Source organism: Roseateles microcysteis (assembly GCF_036880965.1).
Classification (GTDB): Bacteria; Pseudomonadota; Gammaproteobacteria; order Burkholderiales; family Burkholderiaceae_C; genus JAUASW01.
In genome coordinates, this window is sequence record NZ_JBAJMV010000001.1 from 1,014,727 (window position 1) to 1,036,634 (window position 21,908).

Genomic DNA, 21,908 nt, shown 5'->3' on the forward strand with positions numbered 1-21,908 from the left:
ACCATCATCACGACAGGACATGAGCTCGTCTACCGAACTGACCACTCAAGCCTCGCGCGCCGTAGCCACCGTCTCGGCCGCTGAATCCGGCTTCTCCGGCGCCAGCGGCGCCGCCCGGCAATTCCTGACCTTCCGCATCGATGCCGAGGAATACGGCATCGACATCCTGAAGGTGCAGGAAATCCGCTCCTACGAGCCGCCCACCCGGGTGGCCAATGCGCCCGAGTTCGTCAAGGGCGTGGTCAATCTGCGGGGCGTCATCGTGCCCATCGTCGACCTGCGCATCCGATTGGGGCAAAAGGCCGAGTACACGCCGTTTACAGTCGTAATCGTCCTCAACGTGATCGGCCGCGTGGTCGGCATCGTGGTCGACTCGGTCTCCGACGTGCTGGAGCTGCAGCCCGACGAGATCAAGGAGCCGCCCCAGGTTGGCGCCGCCATCGACACGCGCTTCATTACGGGCCTGGGCAAGATTGGCGAGCGCATGCTGATCCTGATGGACATCGAAAGCATGGTCGGCAGCCCGGAATTCGGCCTGGTCGACTAGTTTTTGGCGGGCTTGGCGCCGGCGACATGCCCTGCCAGCGCCGGCTTTAGCACTCACCTCGGAAGAGTGCTAATATTTGCGAATCCCAGTGCCATGACTCTCATGAGGAGGCCCTTCAGATGACCGCAAATCAAGCCATCACCGTCCGCGACCCCTGGGCATTGCTGCCCTCGCTGGGCAATCTCGATGCCTATATCACCGCCGTCAACCGCATCCCGCTGCTGACGCCGGAAGAAGAATCCCGCTTTGCCCGCAATCTGCGCGAACGGGGCGACCTGGAATCGGCCGGGAAGCTGGTGCTGTCGCATCTGCGCCTGGTGGTTTCCATCTCCCGACAGTACATGGGCTACGGCCTGCCGCATGGCGACCTGATCCAGGAAGGCAATGTCGGCCTGATGAAGGCAGTCAAGCGCTTCGATCCTGAGCAAGGCGTGCGCCTGGTCAGCTACGCGATGCACTGGATCAAGGCCGAGATCCACGAATACATCCTGCGCAACTGGCGCATGGTCAAGGTCGCCACGACCAAGGCTCAGCGCAAGCTCTTCTTCAACCTGCGCTCGATGAAGCACAGCATGAAGGAAGTTTCGGAGCAGACCCACCGCAACACGCTGAGCGAAGCCGAGATCGAGCAGGTCGCGAGCACGCTCAAGGTCAAGCGCGAGGAAGTGCTGGAGATGGAAACGCGCCTATCCGGCGGCGACGTCGCCCTGGAGCCGCAGACCGACGACGACGGCGAGGCCTTCGCGCCCATCGCCTACCTGGCTGACGACAGCCAGGAACCGACCCGTGTGATCGAAGCCAGGGCCCGCGATGCCCTGGCCGGCGACGGCATCACCCGTGCACTGGCCGTACTCGACGAGCGCAGCCGTCGCATCGTCGAAGAGCGCTGGCTGAAGGTGAACGACGACTCGAGCGGCGGCATGACGCTGCATGAGCTCGCCGCCGAATACGGCGTCAGCGCCGAGCGGATCCGCCAGATCGAGGCGGCCGCCATGAAGAAGATGCGCAAGGCGCTGGCTGAACCAGCCTGAGCCCACTTTTACCAAGCGGCGCCCCAGGATCCGGCTTTGCCGGGACTAGGGGCGTGCCCCCTTGAGGGGACCGGCGCAGCCGGTACAGGGGTGGGTCACTTTTCTGCCAACAGGATCTTCAAGTCATCAGTGAGCGCCTGCGCGCCCGAGCCGTAGCGGGAGAACACGCGCACGCGCCCTGCGGTGTCGAAGATGAAGCTGGCGGCCGTGTGGTCCATCGTGTAGGTGCCCTCCTGCTTGCCGGGCACCTTGGCGAAGTAGACCTTGAAGTTCTTCGCCGCTTCCTTGATTTGATCCGGGCTGCCGCGCAGCGCCACGAAGCTCGGGTCGAAGCTGGCCAGATAGGCGCGCAGCAGCTCGGGCGTGTCTCGCTCCGGGTCGACGGTCACGAAGATGCCCTGCACCCGCTCGCCATCGGTGCCCAACGCCTTCTTGACCTGGGCCAGCTCGGCCATGGTCGTGGGGCAGACGTCCGGGCACTGGGTGTAGCCGAAGAAGATCACCAGCACCTTGCCCTTGAAGTCGCCGAGCGAGCGCTCGCGGCCGTCCACGTCGGGCAGCTTCAGGTCTTGCGCATAGTCGGCGCCGGTCAGGTCCACGCCCTGAAAGGCGTTCTTGGCAGGCCCGCGTTCACACGCGGCCAGACCCAGGGCAGCTGCGGCCGCCAGGGCCAGGATCAATCGACGCTTGGCATGCATGGGGTGTGGCTCAGCTTATCCAGGGTTGAACATAGTGGTCGACCAGCAAGGCCGCGAACAGCAGCGACAGATGCCAGATCGAGAACAGAAAGGTCTGGCGCGCCAGCTGGTCGGAATACTGCTTCCACAGGCGCCAGGCATAGTGGCAGAAACGCAGGCCCAGCACGATGGCCGCGACCAGGTAGATCCAGCCGCTCATGCCGGTCAGGAAGGGCAGCAGCGTCGCGGCCAGCAGGATCCAGGTGTAGAGCACGATCTGCAGCCGCGTGAACTCGCCGCCATGTGTGACCGGCAGCATCGGCAGGCCGGCCTTGCGGTAGTCCTCGGTGCGGTACAGGGCCAGCGCCCAGAAATGCGGCGGCGTCCACAGGAAGATGATCAGGCACATCAGCATGGCCTCGGAACCGACATCACCCCGCATCGCGGCCCAGCCCAGCACCGGTGGCATGGCCCCCGAGGCACCGCCGATCACGATGTTCTGCGGCGTCATGGGCTTCAGGATCACGGTGTAGATCACCGCATAGCCGACGAAGGTGGCAAAGGTCAGCCACATGGTCAGCGGATTGACCCAGAACCAGAGCATGGCCGAGCCGACGGCGCAGAGCAGGGCCGAGAAGGTCAGCGTCTGCGCGCGGCTCAGCTCACCCTTGGCAGTGGCGCGCCAGGCGGTGCGCTTCATCTTGGCATCGATCTGCTGCTCGATCAGGCAGTTGAAGGCAGCGGCAGCGCCGGCCACCAGCCAGATCCCGGCGGTGGCGGCCAGGGCCGTCAGCCATTCGCGGCCTTCGGGCAGGCCGGGCACGGCCAGCGCCATGCCAATGACGGCGCAGAACACGATCAGTTGAACGACGCGCGGCTTGGTCAGCTGGTAGTACTGCTGCCAGCGCGAGCTGGTGACCGGAGCGGCAGCGGAGGTCGAGGTGGACGACATAGGGCGTGAGTCTATTGTTTTGTGCGCATCAAAAGCACGCTCAGCAAGGAGAGCAGCAGCGCGGCACCGCCGGTGTGCATCAGGGCGGCGGCAATCGGCCAGTCCAGCACGACATTGGACAGGCCGGTGGCGATCTGCAAGGCCAGCACCAGGCCGAGGCGACGCGACCAACGCGCCTGCCCGGCGACGGCGAGGCGCCAGATCAAGGCCAGCAAAGCGAGCGTCAGGACCAACGCACCGATGCGGTGGCTGAGGTGGATGGCGGTCAGCGCCTCGAAGGGCAGCCAGCCGCCGTCAGCACCGACGCCCAGATGGCGCCAAAGCGTGAAACCCGCCGAGAAGTCGGTCGCCGGCCACCAATTGCCGGCCCGGCAGCTGGGGAAATCATTGCAGGCCAGCACCGCGTAATTGGTGCTCACCCAGCCGCCCAACGCCACCTGCACCACCGTCAAGAACCAGGCGGCGATCAGCCCGCGGCGCAGGCCGGCGCTCAAGGTGACCTGCTTCGGCGCATACAGCTGCGCTTGCGCGGCAAGCAGCACCAGCAGGCCCAGGCCGAACAGCAGATGCAAGGTGACGATGGCCGGGAACAGCTTCATCGTCACCGTCAAAGCGCCAAAACCACCCTGCACCAGCACCCAGGCCAACGTGAGCGTTGCCCACCACGGCGCCGAGGGCGGCAGCTCGAACTTCTTGCGGCCACGCCAGCTGAAGATGGTCAGAAGGACGATAAGGAAGCCGACGCCGCTCGCCAGGTAGCGATGCACCATCTCGACCCAGGCCTTGCCATGCGTGACCGGGCCGGTGGGTTGAGCCGTTTGCGCGATGTTGATGTGCTCTTGGGCGCCCAGCGGGCTCGCGTGGCCGTAGCAGCCCGGCCAGTCCGGGCAGCCCAGGCCGGAGTCGCTCAGCCGCGTGAAGGCGCCGAACACGACCAGGTCGAAGGTCAGGAACAGCGTCAGCAAGGCCAGGCCATGCAACCAGCCGCGCGAGCCGAAGGCCACGCCGCGCTGGCGCCGCCACAGCCACAGCAGCGGCAGGCCGCCCAGCAGGGCGCCGACGAGGAGCAGCTTCAAGAGAGGAGAGAGATCGAAACCGGACATGCTTGTGCTTCAGCGCCGGCTCAACGCCCTGGCTTGTCCCAACCCGCGTTGGCCTTCATCAGCCGATCCAGGTCCTTCTTGATCTTGCTCGGGTCCGGATCGACCGGCTCGCGCAGCATCCACCGCCCCACGGGGTCGATGATGTAAATGTGGTCCTGCAGCTTCGCTCCAGCCGCTGGCTTCAGCCAGGCTTCCAGCTCGGTGCGGGGCACACGCAACGTCTGCACTGGGATGCCCTTGCTGACGGCCTCCTGCAGCTCGGGGCGCAGCGGTTCGTCGTCAGGGATCAGCCAGAGCTTGTCGAGCTTGTCGCGCTCCTTGCCGAGCATCTCGCGCAACTGGCGCTGCATGAAGAGCTGGTTCTCGCAGGCCTTGTCGCAGGCTGCGGGCTGCACCACGGTCAGCAGCCACTGGCCCTTGAGGCTGGCCACACTCACCGGCTGGCCAGCGAGGTCGCGAAGGCTCAGGGATTCAGGGATGTCGACCGTCGGCACGATCAGGTCACCATAGGCCTTGCCGCTCAGGCCCATCACGTAGAAGCTGTAGTACGAGGCCAGCACCGGCATCGCGCAGATCAGCACGACGCCAAGCGCCTGCCAGCGGCCACGGCGCGTCATCGCGGCGCGCTCGCCCGGCAGTGGTGCGCTGTGCACGGTCATGCTCAGTGGCTCGGCGGAGGATTTCTCAGACATGGTGCTGCCGCCGGGGGCGGAGGAGTTGGAACCAGACATAAAGACCCAGGATCAGCGCAGCGAGCGCAAACCATTGAAAGGCGTAACCGTAGTGCTTGGACAGGCCCAGGTCGGGCGTTGGCCAGTCGCGCGGCAAGTTGTCGTCGGCATTGCTGCCAACGGTCTGCAAGACCGCCAAGGGCAGGATGGGCAGCCCGGTTTCACGAGCATAGGCAGCCGGGTCGAGATTTTGCCGGATCGTGCCGGTACCGGCCTCGCCCAGCTGATAAAGCCTTGTCGGCGCGACCGCCACCCGCCCTTCGAGTTCGACGACGCCGGCCGGCGTAGCAAGCATTGGCGCACGATTGCGCTGCTGTGCATCAAAGCCGACCCAACCGCGCTGCACGAGCACGATCTCCTGCCGACCATCGAGGCGCAGAGGCGTCACCGCATAGAAGCCGGCGCGGCCGTTCATCGGGCGGTTGTCCAGCAGCACGGTGCGATCAGCCAGCCACTCACCACGCAAACGGACGCGGCGATGCACAGGCATCGGTGCCTCAAGCAAGGCAGAGGCAGGCAGCGCTGCGGCCTTCTCGCCGGCTTCCAGGCCTGACTGGATGGCGCGCTTCTCGGCGGCGCGGTCGAGCTGCCACCAGCCCAGGCGACCGGTGAGCGCCACACCAAGAATGGCGGCCACCAACACCACGGCGCGGCGCCTGTCCTTCATTGCTGTCATGTTGGCGGGCCCCCGATGGAATAATCCGCAGCCATGAAATACCTGATCGTGATCGGCCTCATCGCCGTGCTCCTGGCGCTGGCCTCGGCCGGCTTCTTCATGCTCCGCAGAGGGGCCACCCAAGGCCGCGATGTCCGCATGGCTCGCGCGCTGGCACTGCGGGTGGCGGTTTCGGTGGCACTGTTCCTGTTCATCTGGCTTGCGTATCTGATGGGTTGGATCCAGCCAACCGGCGTGCCGCTAGCCAAGTAAGCGGCCAGTGCCTGAATAAAAAAAGCGCCGCTCGATGCGGCGCTTCTTCATTGCAGGCCTTGCGGCCCATTACATCCAGTAGACGACGATGTACAGGCCCAGCCAGACCACGTCCACAAAGTGCCAGTACCAGGCGGCGCCTTCGAAACCGAAGTGCTTGTCCTTGGTGAAGTGGCCCTTTTGCAGGCGCAGCGTGATGAACAGCAGCATCAGCATGCCGACGAACACGTGGAAGCCGTGGAAGCCGGTCAGCAGGAAGAAGGTCGAGCCGAACACGCCGGACGTCAGCTTCAGGTTCAGCTCCGCATAGGCGTGGTGATATTCGTAGCCCTGCAGGCACAGGAAGACGATACCCAGGATCACGGTGGCCCACATCCAGGCGATGGTCTTGCTGCGGTTGCCGGCCAGGATGGCGTGGTGGGCAATCGTCAGGGTCACACCCGAGGTCAGCAGCAGCGCGGTGTTGATCGTCGGGATCGGCCAGGGGCCCATGGTCTGGAAGGCTTCAACCATGCCGGCAGGGGCGGCCGTGCCAGCACCTGCAACGCTCGGCCACAGGGCCTTGAAGTTGGGCCACAGGATGGCGTTGTCCAGGCTGCCCAGCGACGGCACCGAGTGGTTGCGGGCCCAGTACAGCGCACCGAAGAAGGCGCCGAAGAACATCACTTCAGAGAAGATGAACCAGCCCATGCTCCAGCGGAAGGAGAGGTCGATCCGCTCGCTGTACATGCCGCCTTCGCTTTCGCGGATCGCATCACCAAACCACTGCTTGAGCACAAAGGCCCACCACAGCAGACCGAAGATCAGCGAATACATGCCCCAGTCGTGGCCGTTGATCCACTGGCCTGCGCCCAGGATCACGAAGAACAGGCCGATGGCGGCCATGACCGGATGACGCGAGGGTCCGGGCACAAAGTAGTACGGGGCTTTCCCGTGGGTGGTCGCTGCCGACATCTTTCTTCTCCTCGAACTAAAGCTTCAGTAGTTCAATCAAAACTGCAATTTCAGCTGCTTGCGATGCTGCTGCCGATCACCCACTGGACGACCAGCACCAGCATCAGCACAAACAGAATGGCCCCGATCACGCCGGCGATGATCACATGCACCGGGTTCAGCTGAGCCACATCCTTGTCGTAATCGGCGCCACGACGCACGCCGAAGAAGGCCCAGGCAATTGCCTTGACCGTCTGGAAAAACGAGCCGCGCCGTTGCGTGGCCTCCTTCAAATCCTGCGTCACGACTTCGACCCCTTCGCGCCGTTGAGCACCGGAGCCGCTGCCTGCTTCTTGCCCGCCACCTCGAAGAAGGTATAGGACAAGGTGATGGTCTTGACGTCCTTGGGCAGCTTGGGGTCGATGACGAACACCACCGGCCACTGCTTGCCTTCACCGGCCGCCAAGGTGTACTCGTTGAAGCAGAAACATTCCAGCTTGTTGAAGTGGGCCGTGGCCTGCTTCGGCGCGTAGCTGGGAATGGCCTGCGCCGACATCACGCGGTTCTGGACATTCTTGAACTCGTACATCACGGTTGTCAGCTCGCCCGGATGCACTTCCAGGTGGCTGACCGCCGGCTTGAACTCCCAGGGGCCACGCACATTGGCATCGAACTCGATGCTGATCTTGCGGCTGTAGTCGATCTGGGTGTTCTTGATGTCCCGGGCCTTGACCGCGTGCTGGCGCTCGGAGAGCGACAGCACGTTGATGCCCAGCGCCGAACAGATGGCGTTGTAGAGCGGCACCAGCGAGTAGGCGAAACCGAACATCAGCACCGCCACGACGGACAGCTTACCCACCAGCTGCAGATTGGCTCTGCGCAGGGATTCAAGCCAGTTCCGGCGGGGCGTGGAATCGCTCATGTCTGAAGCCGCTCAGAAACCGTACAGCGCGATCTTGGTCACGAAACCAACCGCGAACACTGCGGCCACCGACGCCAGGATCAAAGCCAGGCGACGGTTGGCGCGACGTTGTTCTTGCGTCTGGGCCATGGTGATCAGCCGACGATCTTGGTGGCCGTGCGATCCAGCTTCGGCGGGTTCTCGAAGGTGTGGAACGGGGCCGGCGACGGCACTTCCCATTCCAGGCCTTCAGCCGCTTCCCAGGGACGCTGCGGGGCCTTCTCACCCTTGCCGCGCATCAGCGGGATGGCCACGGCGAAGAAGAAGTAGACCTGCATCAGACCGAAGCCGAATGCGCCCACCGACGCGATCGCATTGAAGTCGGCGAACTGCATCGGATAGTCGGCATAGCGACGCGGCATGCCGGCCAGACCCAGGAAGTGCATCGGGAAGAAGGTGATGTTGAAGAAGATCAGCGAGCCCCAGAAGTGAATCTTGGCACGCGTCTCCGAGATCATCACGCCAGCCCACTTCGGACCCCAGTAGTACACGCCAGCGTACAGCGCATACAGCGAGCCAGCCACCAGCACATAGTGGAAGTGGGCCACCACGTAATAGGTGTCCTGCACCTGGATGTCGATCGGGGCCATGGCCAGGATCAGGCCCGTGAAACCACCCATCGTGAACACGAAGATGAAGCCCACGGCCCACAGCATCGGGGCTTCGAAGGTCATCGAACCGCGCCACATCGTGGCCAGCCAGTTGAAGATCTTCACGCCCGTGGGCACGGCGATCAGCATGGTCGCGTACATGAAGAACAGCTGACCCGTCACCGGCATGCCGGTGGCGAACATGTGGTGGGCCCAGACGATGAAGGACAGGATCGCGATCGACGCGGTCGCATAGACCATCGAGGCGTAGCCGAACAGCTTCTTGCGGGCAAAGGTCGGGACGATCTGGCTGACGATGCCGAAGGCCGGCAAGATCATGATGTAGACCTCGGGGTGGCCGAAGAACCAGAAGATGTGCTGGTACATCACCGGGTCACCACCGCCGGCCGGGCTGAAGAAGCTCGTGCCGAAGTGGCGGTCGGTCAGCGTCATCGTGATGGCGCCGGCGAGCACCGGCATCACGGCGATCAGCAGGTAGGCGGTGATCAGCCAGGTCCAGGCGAACATCGGCATCTTCATCAGCGTCATGCCAGGCGCGCGCATGTTCAGGATGGTGACGATGATGTTGATCGAGCCCATGATGGACGAGGCGCCGAGGATGTGCATCGCGAAGATGCCGGCATCCATCGAAGGGCCCATCTGCAGCGTCAGCGGTGCGTACAGCGTCCAGCCGGCAGCGGGTGCGCCGCCAGGCATGAAGAACGATGCGACCAGCATGATGGCGGCGGGAATCATCAGCCAGAAGCTGAAGTTGTTCATCCGCGCAAAGGCCATGTCGGAGGCGCCGATCTGCAGCGGGATCATCCAGTTCGCGAAGCCCACGAAAGCCGGCATGATCGCGCCGAACACCATGATCAGACCGTGCATGGTCGTGAACTGGTTGAACAGCTCCGGATTGAAGAACTGCAGGCCAGGCTGGAACAGTTCGGCGCGGATGCACAGGGCCAGCACACCGCCGACCATCAGCATCGTGAAGGCGAACAGCAGGTACAGGGTACCGATGTCCTTGTGGTTGGTAGCGAACACCCAACGACGCCAGCCCGTGGGGGCATGATGATCATCGTGATGATCGTGGCCGTGGGCATGAGAGTCGTGACCGTGGGGGTCAAGCACTGCTGACATGTCGATTCCTTAAAGACGTCCGGTGTACTTACTTGCGGGCGGCCGCGACTTCAGCGGGCTGCACGACCTGGCCGGTCTTGTTCGACCAGCTGTTCTTGGTGTACGTGATGACGGCAGCGATCTCGGTGTCGCTCAGCTGCTTCCACGCCGGCATGGCGCCGTTGTTCTGGCCGTTCAGGAGCACGCCGACCTGCTTGAGCTTGTCGTCGCTCAGCACCACCGGCGAGCCGTCCAGAGCCTTGATCGGGCCTGCGCCCTTGCCATCCGGCTTGTGGCAGGCCGCGCAGTTGGCGGCGTAGACCTTCTCGCCGCGGGCCACCAGGGCAGCCAATTCCCAGACCTTGCTCGGATCGTCCGCCTTGGCGGCCATTTCCTTCTTCTTGCCATCGACCCAGGCAGCGTAGTCTTCAGCCGACACCACCTTCACGTGGATGGGCATGTAGGCGTGCTCCTTGCCGCACAGCTCGGCGCACTGGCCGTAGAAGTCGCCGATCTGCTCGGCCTTGAACCAGGTGTCGCGCACGAAGCCCGGAATCGCATCCTGCTTGACGCCGAAGGCCGGCACCATCCAGGCATGGATCACGTCGTTGGCCGTCGTGATGATGCGCACCTTCTTGTTGACCGGCACGACCAGCGGGTTGTCGACCTTCAGAAGGTAGTTGTCGACCTGTTCGGGCTTGCCCGAGTCCGACGCGACGCGCTGGGCGGTGTCCAGCGTGGCCAGGAAGTTGATGCCCTCGCCCTCGCCCTTGAGGTAGTCGTAGCCCCACTTCCACTGGTAGCCGGTGGCCTTGATGGTCAGGTCGGCGTTGGTGGTGTCCTTCATGGCGACGACCACCTTGGTGGCCGGCAAGGCCATCAGGATGACGATCACGAAGGGGACGACGGTCCAGGCGATTTCAACGGCCACGCTTTCGTGGAAGTTGGCGGCCACCGCGCCCTTGCTCTTGCGGTGCTTCCAGATGGAATAGAACATCACACCGAACACAGCCAGGAAAATGGCCACGCAGATGATCAGCATGAAGTTGTGCAGCCACATCTGCTCGGTCGCGATCTTGGTGACCGGCGGGTGCAGATTGAGCTGATTGACGGCCGGGCCGCCCGGCAGGTCGTTTACCGCTTGGCCCGCAAGAGCCGCCTGGACGGCAAGCGTGCTGCCCAGGGCCAGCACCAGCTGACCGATCCGGCGCCCAACTTGATGCACTCGCTCGTTCATCATTTTCATGGTCGTCACTTCAGTTTCAATTTCAAGCCAAGAACGCCGATGCGGCCATGCAAGTTGGCCGCTGCGACATCCGTCGTCTGTGGAGCCTGGGGAGGCTTCTTTGTCTCGTGCTGCACCCTGCTGGAATGGTGCTGGACGTGCCAGGTCTTGACCCTTCCAGCCAGGCGCACATGTGGTCAGCCGCGCATTTTAGCCCAGCGCCATGAGCACAACGTGGTCTTGTGGCCCTTGACATGCCTCAGCGAGGTCCCTGTTTGCGCACCATGGCCCTCATATCGTCCAGCGAAACCGCGGTTTCGGCCGCCAGCCGGGCCCTGGGAACCGGCTTGAAAGCGTGGCCGTAGATCAGTTCGACCCGGGCCCGCAGGAGGCCATCGGCACCGCGCAGGCCTTCGAGCGCCTGCACGAGACGCTGCTTCCAGGCCCGGCCGCGCAGCCCGGCGAATCGACTGGGTGAAACATTGCCCCCCAGTGAGCGCAGGTCCGCCAGCAGGCTCTCGGGGCTGGTCCAGGTCAGCGTCAGGAGCTCCTGATCCATCACCGGGTCGGCAAAACCGGCCTGCACCAGTTCGTCGCCGATGTCGTGCATGTCGATCCAGGGCGGCGCCGGCTCGCCCCAAGCTTGCTGGGCGTAGAGCGGACGCAGCTCGACAAAGCTGTCGGGGCCCAGGCAGGAGAACATCAGGAAGCCATCAACTGCCAGCGAGCGATGCCAGGCCATCAAGAGTGCAGGGAGTTGACTGCTGCCGTGCAGGCACATATTGGCCCACAGCAGTTCGGCGGCGCCGGGCTCGACCAGCTCCGGCCGGACCTGATGAGGCAAATTGCGGCGCAGGAGCTTGTCCATGAAGCCGGCCTGCGGCGCACGGGACTCGTCCAGATCGACCCAGACTTGGCGCGCCTGCGGATAGGCCTGGGCCAGGTCGTCCTGGCTGCCACCGAGCCAGGCAGCCCATTGGATCACGGTGGCAGGTTGCAGCTTGATCACCTGCAGGCGCTCGGCCATCCGGCGCGAGACCTCTCGATTCAGCCAGGGCGCCTCGGCTGCCTTCATGAGGCGGCGGCGCTGCTGCCGCACAGCCACCGGATCTATGCCTACGGTCTTGCCACTCGCTACTTCAGATGGGGGAGAAACCGGAGGCGCTGTCATGGGCCGGAAGTATATTGAGCCGATGCCGGCCGAGCCTCTCGCCCCCAGCAAGCCCTCGGTGTTCGCGCGGCTGCTGGCGCGCTGCCCGGGGCAATGCGCGATCTGTCATGCCTGGTCGCCGACGCGCATCTGCAGCGCCTGCCTGGTGGCTCATGCGCAGATCGCACGGCGGTGTCCGCAATGCGCCATTCGCCTGCCAGACGCCAGCCCTTTGAGCCAATGCGCGCAATGCCAGCGCCATCCGCCGCCACTGGACCTGGCCATCGCCGCGCTGGATTACGCATTCCCCTGGAATCAGCTCCTGCAGCGCTACAAGTTTCATCAGGGCCTGGAGTTGTGCCGTCCATTGCTGGATCGCCTCGACAACGCCCTCGATGAGGCACAGGCCGAGATGCCCGACTGGCTGCTGGCCGTGCCGTTGAGCCAGGACCGCTTGCGCGAGCGCGGCTACAACCAGAGCCACGAGCTGGCACGTACCTTGGCAGCCCGGCGCGGCTTGCGTTGCGATGCCGGCCTGCTCCTGCGCTTGCGTCAGGGCCAGGCTCAGAGCAGCCTGCCTTTGCCTGATCGTGCCGCCAATGTGAAGCACAGCTTCGCCGTCGAGCCCGGACGCCTGCCCGATCTGCGCGGCGCCCATGTGGCACTGCTAGACGACGTAATGACGACAGGCGCCACGCTGTTCGAGCTGGCCCGCGTCGTGCGCCAGGCCGGCGCCGTGCACGTGCAGGCCTGGGTGCTCGCGCGCACGCCGGCACAATGAGGGCATGTTTCATATCGTCCTCGTCCAGCCGGAGATACCACCCAACACCGGCAACGTGATTCGCCTGGCCGCCAACACCGGCTGCAGCCTGCATCTGATCGAGCCCTTGGGTTTTTCGATGGAAGACAAGCTCCTGCAGCGCGCCGGCCTCGACTATCACGAGTACACGGCCGTGCTGCGCCATGCCAGCTGGCGGGCGTTTCTGGATGCCGTGAAGCCGCCCGCGGAACGCATGTTTGCGTTCACCACGCGCGGCGGCCATCGTTTTGCAGAGCAGGCCTGGCAGCCGTGCGACTTCCTGGTCTTCGGCTCGGAAACAGCGGGCCTGCCACCAGCACTGCGTGACAGCTTCCCCCCCGAGCAGCGTGTGCGCCTGCCGATGCGGCCCGACCAGCGCAGCCTGAACCTGAGCAACAGCGTCGCCGTTGCAGTGTTCGAGGCCTGGCGGCAGAACGGCTACGAGGGCGCGGTCTGATCAGCCTGGCCGCGTGTATCGCGTCCAGGCCTTCGCCAGCCACAAGCTCCTCCCGGACCTTGTGCGCGGGCTCAGTGTTCGGATCGGGCCTGTCGGCCCATCAGCACATCAATCGCGTCGAGCACGCTCAAGCGCCCGTCCAGCACCTCGACCACGGCTGCAGTGATAGGCATCTCGACACCGCTGGCCTGCGCGCGGGCCAGCACAGTCGGGGCGCTGTAGACGCCTTCGGCCACATGACCAAGGCGCTGCAGGATCTGCTTCAGGTCCAGACCCTCGGCCAGCATCAGGCCCACCCGGCGGTTGCGCGACAGGTCACCGGTGGCGGTCAGCACCAGGTCGCCCATGCCTGACAGGCCCATGAAGGTCTCGGTGCGCGCCCCCAGGCTTTGACCGAGGCGCAGCATTTCGGCCAGGCCGCGCGTGATCAGCGCCGCGCGGGCATTCAACCCAGGCGCGCGTGAGGCGTCGCCAAGGCGCTCGGCGCGCAGGCGCAGGCCATCGGCAATGCCGACGGCAATCGCCATCACGTTCTTGACGGCGCCACCGACCTCGACGCCGACCGGATCATTGGAGCTGTAGACCCGCATGCGCTCGCCATGGAACGCCTCGACGCCCAGCTGGGCCAGGGCCTCGTCCGCACTGGCCGATACCAGCGCTGTCGGCTGGCCGGCGGCGACTTCCTGCGCAAAGCTGGGGCCTGACAGCACGCCCACTCGCAAGCGCGGCTGCACTTCGCGCGCAATCTCATGGCCCAGCAGCCCGGTGCCCGCCTCAAAGCCCTTGCACAGCCACAGCACCGCCGCGCCATCGGGTAGGCGGGCGAGCATGCTGCGAAGTGCGGCCATCGGTGTGGCAATGATCAGGAGCTCGCCGAAGGCAAGGGCCGCGTCGAAATCACTCGTCAACTGCAAGCCGGCCGGCAGCGGCGCCTCGGGCAAATAACGCGTGTTGCAGCGGCTCGCGCGCATGGCGGAGACGGCCGCCTCCTCACGCGCCCACAGCATCACTTCATGGCGGGCTGCGGCCTGGATGGCCAGTGCCGTGCCCCAGGCGCCAGCACCGAAAACCGTGATCTTCATCGCTCTCTCGCTCAGTCCAAAAACGACAAAAGCGCGCCGCGCGTCAGCGTGGCGCGCTCCAGGGCGCTAGGCCGGGGTCAATCAGTTCAGCGTGGCGTCGGCCGGTGCGGCTTGCTGCTCCTGCTGGGCCAGCATGGCTTGCTGCTGTGCCTCGAACATGGCCTGGAAATTCACTTCCGTCAGCATGACAGGCGGGAAGCCAGCGCGGGTGCTGATGTCGGAAACGATGGCGCGCAGATAGGGGTACAGCATCTGCGGGCAGACGATGCCGATGATGCCTTCCAGCTGCTCTTGCGGCACATTGCGGATCTCGAAGATACCGGCCTGCTTGGCTTCGACCAGGAACAGCGTGCGGTCGCCGACCTTGGTGTTGACCGTGGCGGTCACGCAGACTTCATAGAAGCCTTCGGCAGCGGGTTCGGCCGACAGGGTCAGGTTGATCTCGATATTGGGCTGAGCCTGCTCCAGCAGGATTGCCGGCGAATTCGGCTGCTCCAGCGACAGATCCTTCAGGTAGATACGCTGAATCTGGAACACGGGGGTGTTGTTCTCGTCGGCCATGATGTCTCTCAAGCAAAAGTAAAGCCCGCCGTGACGGTTGGCGGGCAGCAGCAGCGATTATGGCGCAGCCGGCCCAGACGCCCGCCCGGACATGCCCGCTCTTGCAAACCGGGAGTGCGCCCTTAGGGGAGGCGCAGCGCCAGGCTTCAGACCGCCTGCAGCAGAGGCTGCAAGCCACCGCGATGGTCCAGGGCGATCAGCTCGTCGCAGCCGCCCACATGGGTGTCGCCGATGAAAATCTGCGGCACAGTGCGGCGGCCGGTCAGCGCGATCATGCTGTCGCGCTGCGAGGGGTCCAGGTCGACACGGATCTCTTCGATCTGCTCGACGCCTCTTTGCTTCAAGAGGTTCTTGGCCCGCACGCAGTAGGGGCAGACCAGGGTCGTGTACATCTTCACGCGACTCATCGCGAATCCATCCTCAACAACAAATTGGAGCGCTGAAGGCTCAGCCAGCGCTGCGCTCGGTCGGCAGATTGGCTTCGCGCCAGGCTTTCAAGCCCCCGGTCAGCGGCTGGGCTTTTTCATGACCCAGCTTGCGAAGGATGCCAGCTGCGCGGGCGGCGCGTGCGCCGGTCTGGCACATCACCACCACGGGCAAGGCCTTGTTGCTGGGCAGTTGCTTGTGGCCTTCGAGTGTGCTCAGGGGAATGTTGCGGGCGCCGGTGGCGTGACCGGCGGCGAACTCCTCGGGCTCGCAGACATCGATCAGCACCGCCTTCTCGCGATTGATCAGGCGCACCGCTTCAGCGGTGGCAACGCCGCCACCCGCCTTGCTCAGTGAGGGCCACAGCAGCAAGCCGCCAGAAAGCACAGCGGTCAGCAGGAGGTACCAGTGTTCGAGCAGGAAGTTCAAGAGCGATGCCCCATAGCAAAAGGAGCGAGATTATAGGAATCTCGCTCCTCGTCACAAAACTTGCGGGCTGAGCGCAGGGCCGCTCCCAAGCCGGCACGCGCTGGCGAGGTGCTTGGCGGTCACGCCGGCAAGCATCGCCGTCCCCTTGGGGGACCGTTCAAGGTACTCCTTGAACAAGGGGCAAACATCTTCAGGACAGCTTGAAAGTGGAGACCGCTGTCTGCAGGCTGCGAGCCTGCTGCTCCAGGCTCGAAGCCGCGGCAGCAGCCTGCTCGACCAGCGCCGCGTTCTGCTGCGTCATCTGGTCCAGCTCCGTGACCGACTGATTGACCTGGCCGATGCCCTGGCTCTGCTCGGTCGCGGCGGCCGTGATCTCGCCGATGATGTCCGACACCCGCTGCACGCTGGCCACGATCTCGGTCATCGTCGAACCGGCGTCTTCCACCAGGCGGCTGCCAGACTCGACCTTCTCGACGCTGGCGCCGATCAGGCCCTTGATTTCCTTGGCGGCCTCGGCCGAACGCTGGGCCAGCGAGCGAACCTCGCCCGCCACCACCGCGAAGCCGCGGCCCTGTTCGCCAGCACGTGCAGCTTCCACCGCCGCATTCAATGCGAGGATGTTGGTCTGGAAGGCGATGCCATCGATCACGCCGATGATGTCGTTGATCTTCTTGGAGCTGGTATTGATCTCGTTCATCGTCGAGACCACCTGCGAAACCACCTGGCCGCCCTTTTGTGCCACTGCCGCAGCCGAGCCAGCCAACTGATTGGCCTGAGCCGCCGCGTCGGCGCTCTGGCGCACTGTGTCGGTCAGGGTCTGCATATTGCTGGAGGTCTGTTCCAGCGAGCTGGCCTGCTTTTCGGTCCGCACGGAGAGATCTTGATTGCCCACGGCAATCTCACGCGATGCCACGGTCATCGAGTCGGTGCCCGTGCGGACATTGGCCACGATGCCAGCAAGGCCGCGCGACATGTCGCGCACTGCCGCCAGCAGGCTCTGGTCGGCACCGGGTGCCACCACGATATCTTGCGACAGGTCGCCGTCGGCCATGTGACGCATCACATCGCGCGCATATTCCGGCTCGCCGCCCAACTGGCGCCAGACGCCGCCGATCACCAGGAACGAACCCAGACCCAGGCAGACCACCACGACCACGCCGCTGATGACGATGGCCCACAAGCTCGACGAGACGCCGGTCTGCGCCTTGTTGAGACCCTCATCAAAACCTTCGGTGGCACCCTTGCGGACCTTGGCCAACGTGCCCTCGAGCTGCTTGAGCGAGCCCTGCATCTTGGCGATGGCCCCACCCTGGTCGCCCTGCTTCATGCCCATGAACAACTGGGCCGTGTCAACCGAGGCCGCGAAATAGGCTTCGAAGTCCTTCTTGAGCGCGCCAGCGGCTTCCTGCTTGCCATCGATCTTGGTGATCGTGTCCAGGATCTTGCGAAGATTGGCGGCGCGTTCGTTGGCCTCGTCCAGCCGCTTCTTCTCGCCCTCTGCCACAGCGCTCTGGATCGTGGAGCCCAGGGCTTCCAGCTGCGAGGCGAACTGCGTGGTCGAGTCGAGATAGGGGTAGTCCACCGTACCGACCGACGTGATCGCGTCAGAGGTGCGCGAGGAATACAGCAGCACGACGATGATCCCGACGGCGAATATGCCGGCGGCCAGGAAGGGCAGCAGCCAGATCCGGGTCTTCACATTCATCTTTTAGTCTCCATCCAACGAGGGAGCGCAGGGCCCCTGCCCTGCGCTCCTGGTTCTCAGCGACCTGAGTGGCACCTCAATCGACGGTCAACACCACCTTGACGCTACCATCCACCGCCGACTTTTCGATATAGCCTATCGCGTCCGGATTGGCTGCGACAAACTTTTTCACTTCGGCGGAATTGGCCATTTCCTTGGGCGGCGTGCCTTTGCCGCTGAACACGATGCGAGACCAGGCGGCCTTCACCTGCGCGGCCTGCTTGCCCGTCACCTTGCTGTAGAAGTGCTCACGCACCGCTGCGCTTTCGGCCTGGTCGACCGCAGCTGCGGTTGCACCATTGGGCAGCGTGCTGCTCTTGCCCAGGAAGATGCTGGCCACCTGATCGGCGGTCATGCTTGCTGCGGCGTTCTTGGAATTGACGATCACGGCCACCTGGGCCTGGGCTCCGACACCAGCCAGCGCAAAACCAGCCAGGAAAGCCAAACGCTTGAACTTGTTCATGTTTGCCTCCCTTGATCAGAACACCATGTCCACAGCGATGCTGTAGACGTGGACGCGGTCTTTGAAGCTGCTCGGCACGTTGAGGAAGTAGCCGGGGCCGTTCGGGGTGATGCGGTCCACCTGGGCCTTCAGCGCGGTGTTGCGAGCAAAGTCCCAACGCACGCCAGCCGCCAGCGTCTTCTCATCACGCTTCTGGCTTGCCACCACGCCATTCACGTTGGCGCTGAGGAAGTTCAGCTGCGCCTGCGTTGCCGCCGGGTAGCCCGCGGTCGGGATCGTGTTGTTCACATTGCTGTCGATCTGCTTCAGCTGCGACACCGTGGCATAAGGCGTGAACTTGCCATAGCGATGGCCGACCGTGACGTACCAGCCATTGGTATCGGATGCATAGGTATCGGTGCGGCGCTGCGTGTACTCGGCATTCACCAGCCAATTGCCCTCATCCCAGGTGAGGCCGAAGCCAGTGAAGCTGGCTGACTTGCTGTTGGGATCAAGCTCGTTGCCCACCGAAACCACGGACGGAATCGGCACCGAGCGCAGGCCGGCCACCAACGTATTCAGCGAGGCGGAGTGCACGGTCAGCTTGCCCTGCAGGCGACCGACGCGCAGGCTCACGCCACCATCGAGTTCCAGCGTCGCATTGAAGCCGACCAGGCTCTTCATCTCGACCTCGGTGCGCTGCACCATGGACTTGGCCTTGCCGGCGAACAATTGCGCCGTCAGTGAGCCCAAGCCGGTATTGGTCTGGTAGATCACGTCTGCGCCGTCGAAGCGGCTGATCGGCACCTGGCCGTAGACATCGTGAGGTGGGCGCAGCCAGGTGTTCGCATAGCCCACATCACGGAAATCGGACACCGCAAAGAACGGGCCGCCCATGCGGCCCACGCGGAAGGACAGCGAAGGCGCTGCCTGCATCTTGACGAAGGCCCATTCGACCTCCGGATTGAAATTGCCGTCGCCATTCTGCTTGGACAGCAGCTGCACTGTGCCCGAGAAGGTGGAATTGGCCTTGGCCGTCAGCTGCACGCCGAGTTTGCTATCGACCTCACCGCTCCAGCGCTCGCTGGCGCCGCGGTTCTGCCCAAAGATGGCGTATTGAGCGACGCTGCTGTTGGTGCCCGTTGCGCCCAGGGTCGCGAAACCCGAGACCGTCACCGCGCTGTCACTTTGCGCCTGAGCGCCTACGCAGGCCAAAGCGGCCAATGCCAGGGGCGCCCAACGCCACTTGCTGTTCTTCTGCATGCTCCGTCTCCTGCTTAATAAACCAGAACAAGTACGGCGGCTGACGCACCAGTGCGCGAGTGCCGCCCGAAATTGATACTAGGACGATCTGCTCACTTCAGTTTGCGATTCGTCATTTCACGACAGATTTGTGGATTGCCGGCAACGGGAAATGGGAATAGTCCACGCTCTGTGCATCGATAGAATCCGCCCCAGCCCGAATCGGGCGGCCTCCCCTCGTGACCGACATGTACAAGCTCGTGCTCATTCGCCACGGCGAATCGACCTGGAACCTCGAAAACCGCTTCACCGGCTGGACCGATGTAGACCTGACCCCCACTGGCGTCGAACAGGCCAAGCAGGCCGGCCGCCTGCTGAAGGAAGCGGGCCTGGATTTCGATGTCACCTACACCTCGGTGCTCAAGCGCGCCGTCTGGACGCTGTGGCACTGCCTGGACCAGATGGAGCGCACCTGGCTGCCGGTGATCCATGAATGGCGCCTCAACGAGCGCCACTACGGCAGCTTGCAAGGCCTCAACAAGGCCGACATGGCCAAGCAGTACGGTGACGAGCAGGTGCTGATCTGGCGCCGCAGCTACGACACGCCTCCGCCGGCGCTGGAAGCCAGCGACCCGCGCAGCGAGCGGGGTGATCTGCGCTATGCAGGCCTTGCGCCCGAGCAGATTCCGCTGACCGAATGCCTGAAGGACACCGTGGCCCGCGTGCTGCCGGCCTGGAACGAAGTTTTCGCACCCGCCATCAAGAGCGGCCAGCGCGTGCTGATCGCGGCCCACGGCAACAGCATCCGCGCCCTGGTGAAGTACCTGGACGGCATCGCCGACGACGCCATCGTCGGCGTCAACATCCCCAACGGCATTCCGCTGGTCTACGAGCTGGATGCAGACCTGAAGCCGATCAAGAGCTACTACCTGGGCGACGCAGAGGCCGCAGCCAAGGCCGCCGCCGCGGTGGCAAATCAGGGCAAGGCCTGAGGCACGGGGCGCAGCGAGGCTGCTCGACCATGCCCCGCTTCGCCGCCAACCTGAGTCTGCTCTACACCGAGCTGCCCTTTCTGCAGCGCTTTGCTGCTGCGGCAGCGGACGGCTTCACGGCCGTCGAGTACCTCTTCCCCTACGACCATCCGGCCGGGCAACTCTCTTTGCTGCTGCAAGAGCACGGCCTGCGGCAGGTGCTCTTCAATGCACCGCCCGGCGACTGGGCGGCCGGCGAGCGCGGATTCACCTGCCTGCCTGATCGCGAGCCGGACTTCCGCTCCTCGGTCGAGCGAGCCCTCGCCTATTCAGAGGCGCTGGGCCGGCCACTGGTCCACCTCATGTCGGGCCTGCTGCCCACGGGCATGAGCCGGGAACAATTGAATGGCCTGGTGGTAGCGCGTCTGGCCTGGGCCGCGGAGCGCGCCAGCGCTGCCGGCATCATCCTGACGGTGGAGCCTATCAACGAGCGCGACATGCCGGGCTATTTCCTGAACCGTCAGGACCATGCGCTGGGCCTGATCGAGGCCGTGGGCTCGCCCCACTTGAAGCTGCAGTTCGACGCGTACCACTGCCAGGTCGTCGAGGGCGACGTGAGCAGCAAGCTGCGCCGTGCTTTCGAGCGCGGCGTTCTCGGCCATGTGCAGGTAGCGGGCGCGCCGTTGCGCCAGGAGCCAGATGAAGGCGAGCTGCGCGTCGAACACCTGATGGCCTTGCTGGACGAGCTCGGCTACGCCGGCTTCGTAGGCTGCGAATACCGGCCGCGCGCCGGCACCTCTGCCGGCCTGGGCTGGCTGCGAAGCTGGATGCCGGCGCTGCCCTAGCCGCAGAAACATCCGGCCAGGCGGGAGCAGTCATCCGCCCAGACTCAGCGCGGCTCCGGAGGTCTGAAGGGTGGCTTGGGCGGCTTGGGCGCCGAGGCCGGCTGGGCAGGCTTGAGGGCCTGCTCATGCAGGAACTTGCCGCGCTTGGCCGCCCCCTCCTTGCCAGCCTGGTACTCGGCACTCATTGCGGCGCGACCGAAAGCGTCCGTTGGCTTGGGGCGAGGGCGCGGTGCGGGAGTCTGGGTGCCGTCAATGCGCCCGGCGCCGTTGCCTGCGGCAGCGTTGAACTTCTTCGACAGCCCACCACCGGCGCCAGCAGCATTTGCACCACCGCCGCCACTCTTGCCGCCGCTGCCACCGCTGCCAACGCTTGTTGTCGCAGTGCCGGTGCTGGCACCTGCATTGAACTTCTTGGCCAGACCGGAGCTGCCACCGGTGCTGGTCGAGCCTGAGCCGACCTGGCCTTTCACCGATGTGCCAAAGCCGCTGCCGTTGCCGCCCCCTTGCGCGCCGCGCGCCTGACTGGTGGCATTGACGGACCCGGAACCGCCCGATGCATTGAACTTGCTGGCCAGACCCGAGCTTCGGTTGTTGGCCAGGGAGCCGGAACCGACCTGGTTCTTGACGCTCGCGCCAAAGCTGCCACCGCTGTTGCTGCCGTTGCTGCCCTGGTTTCGATTGGCATTGGAGCCTGCCCAACTGCCCGCACCACCATTGCTGCCGGCCCAGCTGCCGCCGTTGCGACCACCGGGCATCTGCGCGGGCGGCGGCGGGGCCGGCCTGAACGACGGTTGTGGGGGTGGTGGCGGCCGGTAGGCCGGCGGCGGAGGCGGTGGCGGCGGCGGCGGTGGCCGGTATGGAGGTGGCGCACTGCCGCGTCCCTGGGCCCGCGCCTGTGCCACCAGCAGCGGCCACAAGCCGCAGATCACGGCCATGCGGCGACGATTGGCATCATCCATT

General features: G+C 64.7%; 27 protein-coding genes. 7 read left to right on the forward strand and 20 right to left on the reverse strand.

The annotated features are described in order from the left end of the window. Nucleotides 1-19 precede the first annotated feature (19 nt). Nucleotides 20-547 (forward strand): chemotaxis protein CheW, encoded by a 528-nt coding sequence (locus tag V3596_RS04655; RefSeq protein ID WP_334276418.1) that lies wholly within the window; start codon nt 20-22, stop codon nt 545-547. A 119-nt stretch (nt 548-666) separates the two neighbouring features. Beyond that, the gene (gene rpoH, locus V3596_RS04660; protein ID WP_334276419.1) at nt 667-1,578 is read left to right on the forward strand and encodes an RNA polymerase sigma factor RpoH; all 912 of its coding nucleotides are present in this window, start codon (nt 667-669) and stop codon (nt 1,576-1,578) included. Between the two features lie 95 nt (nt 1,579-1,673). On the opposite strand, the gene V3596_RS04665 is transcribed toward rpoH, so the two are convergent. From V3596_RS04665 to V3596_RS04685, 5 genes are read right to left on the reverse strand one after another with little or no spacing between them, the layout of a single operon-like run. Next, nucleotides 1,674-2,276, reverse strand: coding sequence for an SCO family protein (locus V3596_RS04665; protein WP_334276420.1), 603 nt, complete (start codon nt 2,274-2,276; stop codon nt 1,674-1,676). A gap of 10 nt (nt 2,277-2,286) precedes the next feature. Next, nucleotides 2,287-3,207 carry a heme o synthase gene (gene cyoE, locus V3596_RS04670; protein ID WP_334276421.1) on the reverse strand — a complete coding sequence of 307 codons (921 nt, stop codon included), beginning with the start codon at nt 3,205-3,207 and terminating at the stop codon, nt 2,287-2,289. 11 nt (nt 3,208-3,218) lie between these two features. Next, nucleotides 3,219-4,310, reverse strand: coding sequence for a COX15/CtaA family protein (locus V3596_RS04675; protein WP_334276422.1), 1,092 nt, complete (start codon nt 4,308-4,310; stop codon nt 3,219-3,221). A 20-nt stretch (nt 4,311-4,330) separates the two neighbouring features. Continuing rightward, nucleotides 4,331-5,002 carry an SCO family protein gene (locus V3596_RS04680; protein ID WP_334276423.1) on the reverse strand — a complete coding sequence of 224 codons (672 nt, stop codon included), beginning with the start codon at nt 5,000-5,002 and terminating at the stop codon, nt 4,331-4,333. Then, the gene (locus V3596_RS04685; protein WP_334276424.1) at nt 4,995-5,717 is read right to left on the reverse strand and encodes an SURF1 family protein; all 723 of its coding nucleotides are present in this window, start codon (nt 5,715-5,717) and stop codon (nt 4,995-4,997) included. Before V3596_RS04685 ends, V3596_RS04680 begins: the two co-directional genes overlap by 8 nt. A gap of 33 nt (nt 5,718-5,750) precedes the next feature. Between V3596_RS04685 and V3596_RS04690 the strand changes: the two genes are divergently transcribed. After that, on the forward strand, nt 5,751-5,969 hold the full coding sequence (locus V3596_RS04690; RefSeq protein WP_334276425.1) for a DUF2909 domain-containing protein: 219 nt from the start codon (nt 5,751-5,753) through the stop codon (nt 5,967-5,969). A gap of 69 nt (nt 5,970-6,038) precedes the next feature. Here the strand turns inward: V3596_RS04690 and V3596_RS04695 are convergent, their stop codons facing one another. The 7 genes from V3596_RS04695 to V3596_RS04725 all read right to left on the reverse strand — a co-directional run bounded on the left by V3596_RS04695 (nt 6,039) and on the right by V3596_RS04725 (nt 11,875). Continuing rightward, nucleotides 6,039-6,923 carry a cytochrome c oxidase subunit 3 gene (locus V3596_RS04695; protein ID WP_334276426.1) on the reverse strand — a complete coding sequence of 295 codons (885 nt, stop codon included), beginning with the start codon at nt 6,921-6,923 and terminating at the stop codon, nt 6,039-6,041. A 50-nt stretch (nt 6,924-6,973) separates the two neighbouring features. Further along, nucleotides 6,974-7,207 (reverse strand): DUF2970 domain-containing protein, encoded by a 234-nt coding sequence (locus V3596_RS04700; RefSeq protein ID WP_334276427.1) that lies wholly within the window; start codon nt 7,205-7,207, stop codon nt 6,974-6,976. Next, complete coding sequence (locus V3596_RS04705) at nt 7,204-7,824, reverse strand: cytochrome c oxidase assembly protein (RefSeq protein WP_334276428.1); 621 nt, start codon at nt 7,822-7,824, stop codon at nt 7,204-7,206. Before V3596_RS04705 ends, V3596_RS04700 begins: the two co-directional genes overlap by 4 nt. Before the next feature lie 12 nt (nt 7,825-7,836). Beyond that, nucleotides 7,837-7,953, reverse strand: coding sequence for a cytochrome oxidase small assembly protein (locus tag V3596_RS04710; protein ID WP_334276429.1), 117 nt, complete (start codon nt 7,951-7,953; stop codon nt 7,837-7,839). Nucleotides 7,954-7,958: 5 nt separating this feature from the next. After that, the gene (gene ctaD, locus V3596_RS04715) at nt 7,959-9,596 is read right to left on the reverse strand and encodes a cytochrome c oxidase subunit I (RefSeq protein ID WP_334276430.1); all 1,638 of its coding nucleotides are present in this window, start codon (nt 9,594-9,596) and stop codon (nt 7,959-7,961) included. Nucleotides 9,597-9,624: 28 nt separating this feature from the next. Beyond that, entirely contained in the window at nt 9,625-10,821 is a 1,197-nt protein-coding gene (gene coxB / locus V3596_RS04720; RefSeq protein WP_334276431.1) for a cytochrome c oxidase subunit II, read from the reverse strand. Nucleotides 10,822-11,059: 238 nt separating this feature from the next. Further along, nucleotides 11,060-11,875: a biotin synthase gene (locus V3596_RS04725; RefSeq protein WP_334276432.1), complete on the reverse strand. Its 816-nt coding sequence runs from the start codon at nt 11,873-11,875 to the stop codon at nt 11,060-11,062. Nucleotides 11,876-11,993: 118 nt separating this feature from the next. Here V3596_RS04725 and V3596_RS04730 point away from each other — a divergent pair, with 118 nt between their 5' ends. Beyond that, the gene (locus V3596_RS04730; protein ID WP_334276433.1) at nt 11,994-12,731 is read left to right on the forward strand and encodes a ComF family protein; all 738 of its coding nucleotides are present in this window, start codon (nt 11,994-11,996) and stop codon (nt 12,729-12,731) included. 4 nt (nt 12,732-12,735) lie between these two features. Continuing rightward, complete coding sequence (trmL, locus tag V3596_RS04735) at nt 12,736-13,206, forward strand: tRNA (uridine(34)/cytosine(34)/5-carboxymethylaminomethyluridine(34)-2'-O)-methyltransferase TrmL (RefSeq protein WP_334276434.1); 471 nt, start codon at nt 12,736-12,738, stop codon at nt 13,204-13,206. Between the two features lie 71 nt (nt 13,207-13,277). Here trmL and V3596_RS04740 read toward each other — a convergent pair whose 3' ends face one another. The 7 genes from V3596_RS04740 to V3596_RS04770 all read right to left on the reverse strand — a co-directional run bounded on the left by V3596_RS04740 (nt 13,278) and on the right by V3596_RS04770 (nt 19,153). Further along, nucleotides 13,278-14,288: an NAD(P)H-dependent glycerol-3-phosphate dehydrogenase gene (locus V3596_RS04740; protein WP_334276435.1), complete on the reverse strand. Its 1,011-nt coding sequence runs from the start codon at nt 14,286-14,288 to the stop codon at nt 13,278-13,280. A gap of 81 nt (nt 14,289-14,369) precedes the next feature. Continuing rightward, the gene (gene secB, locus V3596_RS04745) at nt 14,370-14,849 is read right to left on the reverse strand and encodes a protein-export chaperone SecB (RefSeq protein ID WP_334276436.1); all 480 of its coding nucleotides are present in this window, start codon (nt 14,847-14,849) and stop codon (nt 14,370-14,372) included. Between the two features lie 146 nt (nt 14,850-14,995). Further along, a complete protein-coding gene (gene grxC, locus V3596_RS04750) occupies nt 14,996-15,256 on the reverse strand; it encodes a glutaredoxin 3 (RefSeq protein WP_334276437.1) in 261 nt (86 codons plus the stop codon). Between the two features lie 40 nt (nt 15,257-15,296). Next, nucleotides 15,297-15,704: a rhodanese-like domain-containing protein gene (locus V3596_RS04755; protein ID WP_334276438.1), complete on the reverse strand. Its 408-nt coding sequence runs from the start codon at nt 15,702-15,704 to the stop codon at nt 15,297-15,299. A 190-nt stretch (nt 15,705-15,894) separates the two neighbouring features. Next, complete coding sequence (locus V3596_RS04760) at nt 15,895-17,409, reverse strand: methyl-accepting chemotaxis protein (protein WP_334276439.1); 1,515 nt, start codon at nt 17,407-17,409, stop codon at nt 15,895-15,897. Between the two features lie 76 nt (nt 17,410-17,485). Beyond that, a complete protein-coding gene (locus tag V3596_RS04765; protein WP_334276440.1) occupies nt 17,486-17,911 on the reverse strand; it encodes a type 2 periplasmic-binding domain-containing protein in 426 nt (141 codons plus the stop codon). Between the two features lie 15 nt (nt 17,912-17,926). After that, a complete protein-coding gene (locus V3596_RS04770) occupies nt 17,927-19,153 on the reverse strand; it encodes a porin (RefSeq protein ID WP_334276441.1) in 1,227 nt (408 codons plus the stop codon). Nucleotides 19,154-19,380: 227 nt separating this feature from the next. Here V3596_RS04770 and gpmA point away from each other — a divergent pair, with 227 nt between their 5' ends. Both gpmA and otnI read left to right on the forward strand, forming a co-directional pair. After that, nucleotides 19,381-20,124: a 2,3-diphosphoglycerate-dependent phosphoglycerate mutase gene (gene gpmA / locus V3596_RS04775; protein WP_334276442.1), complete on the forward strand. Its 744-nt coding sequence runs from the start codon at nt 19,381-19,383 to the stop codon at nt 20,122-20,124. A gap of 29 nt (nt 20,125-20,153) precedes the next feature. Beyond that, nucleotides 20,154-20,948: a 2-oxo-tetronate isomerase gene (otnI, locus tag V3596_RS04780; protein WP_334276443.1), complete on the forward strand. Its 795-nt coding sequence runs from the start codon at nt 20,154-20,156 to the stop codon at nt 20,946-20,948. Nucleotides 20,949-20,992: 44 nt separating this feature from the next. On the opposite strand, the gene V3596_RS04785 is transcribed toward otnI, so the two are convergent. Continuing rightward, entirely contained in the window at nt 20,993-21,907 is a 915-nt protein-coding gene (locus V3596_RS04785) for a hypothetical protein (protein ID WP_334276444.1), read from the reverse strand. Between the last annotated feature and the right edge of the window lies 1 nt (nt 21,908).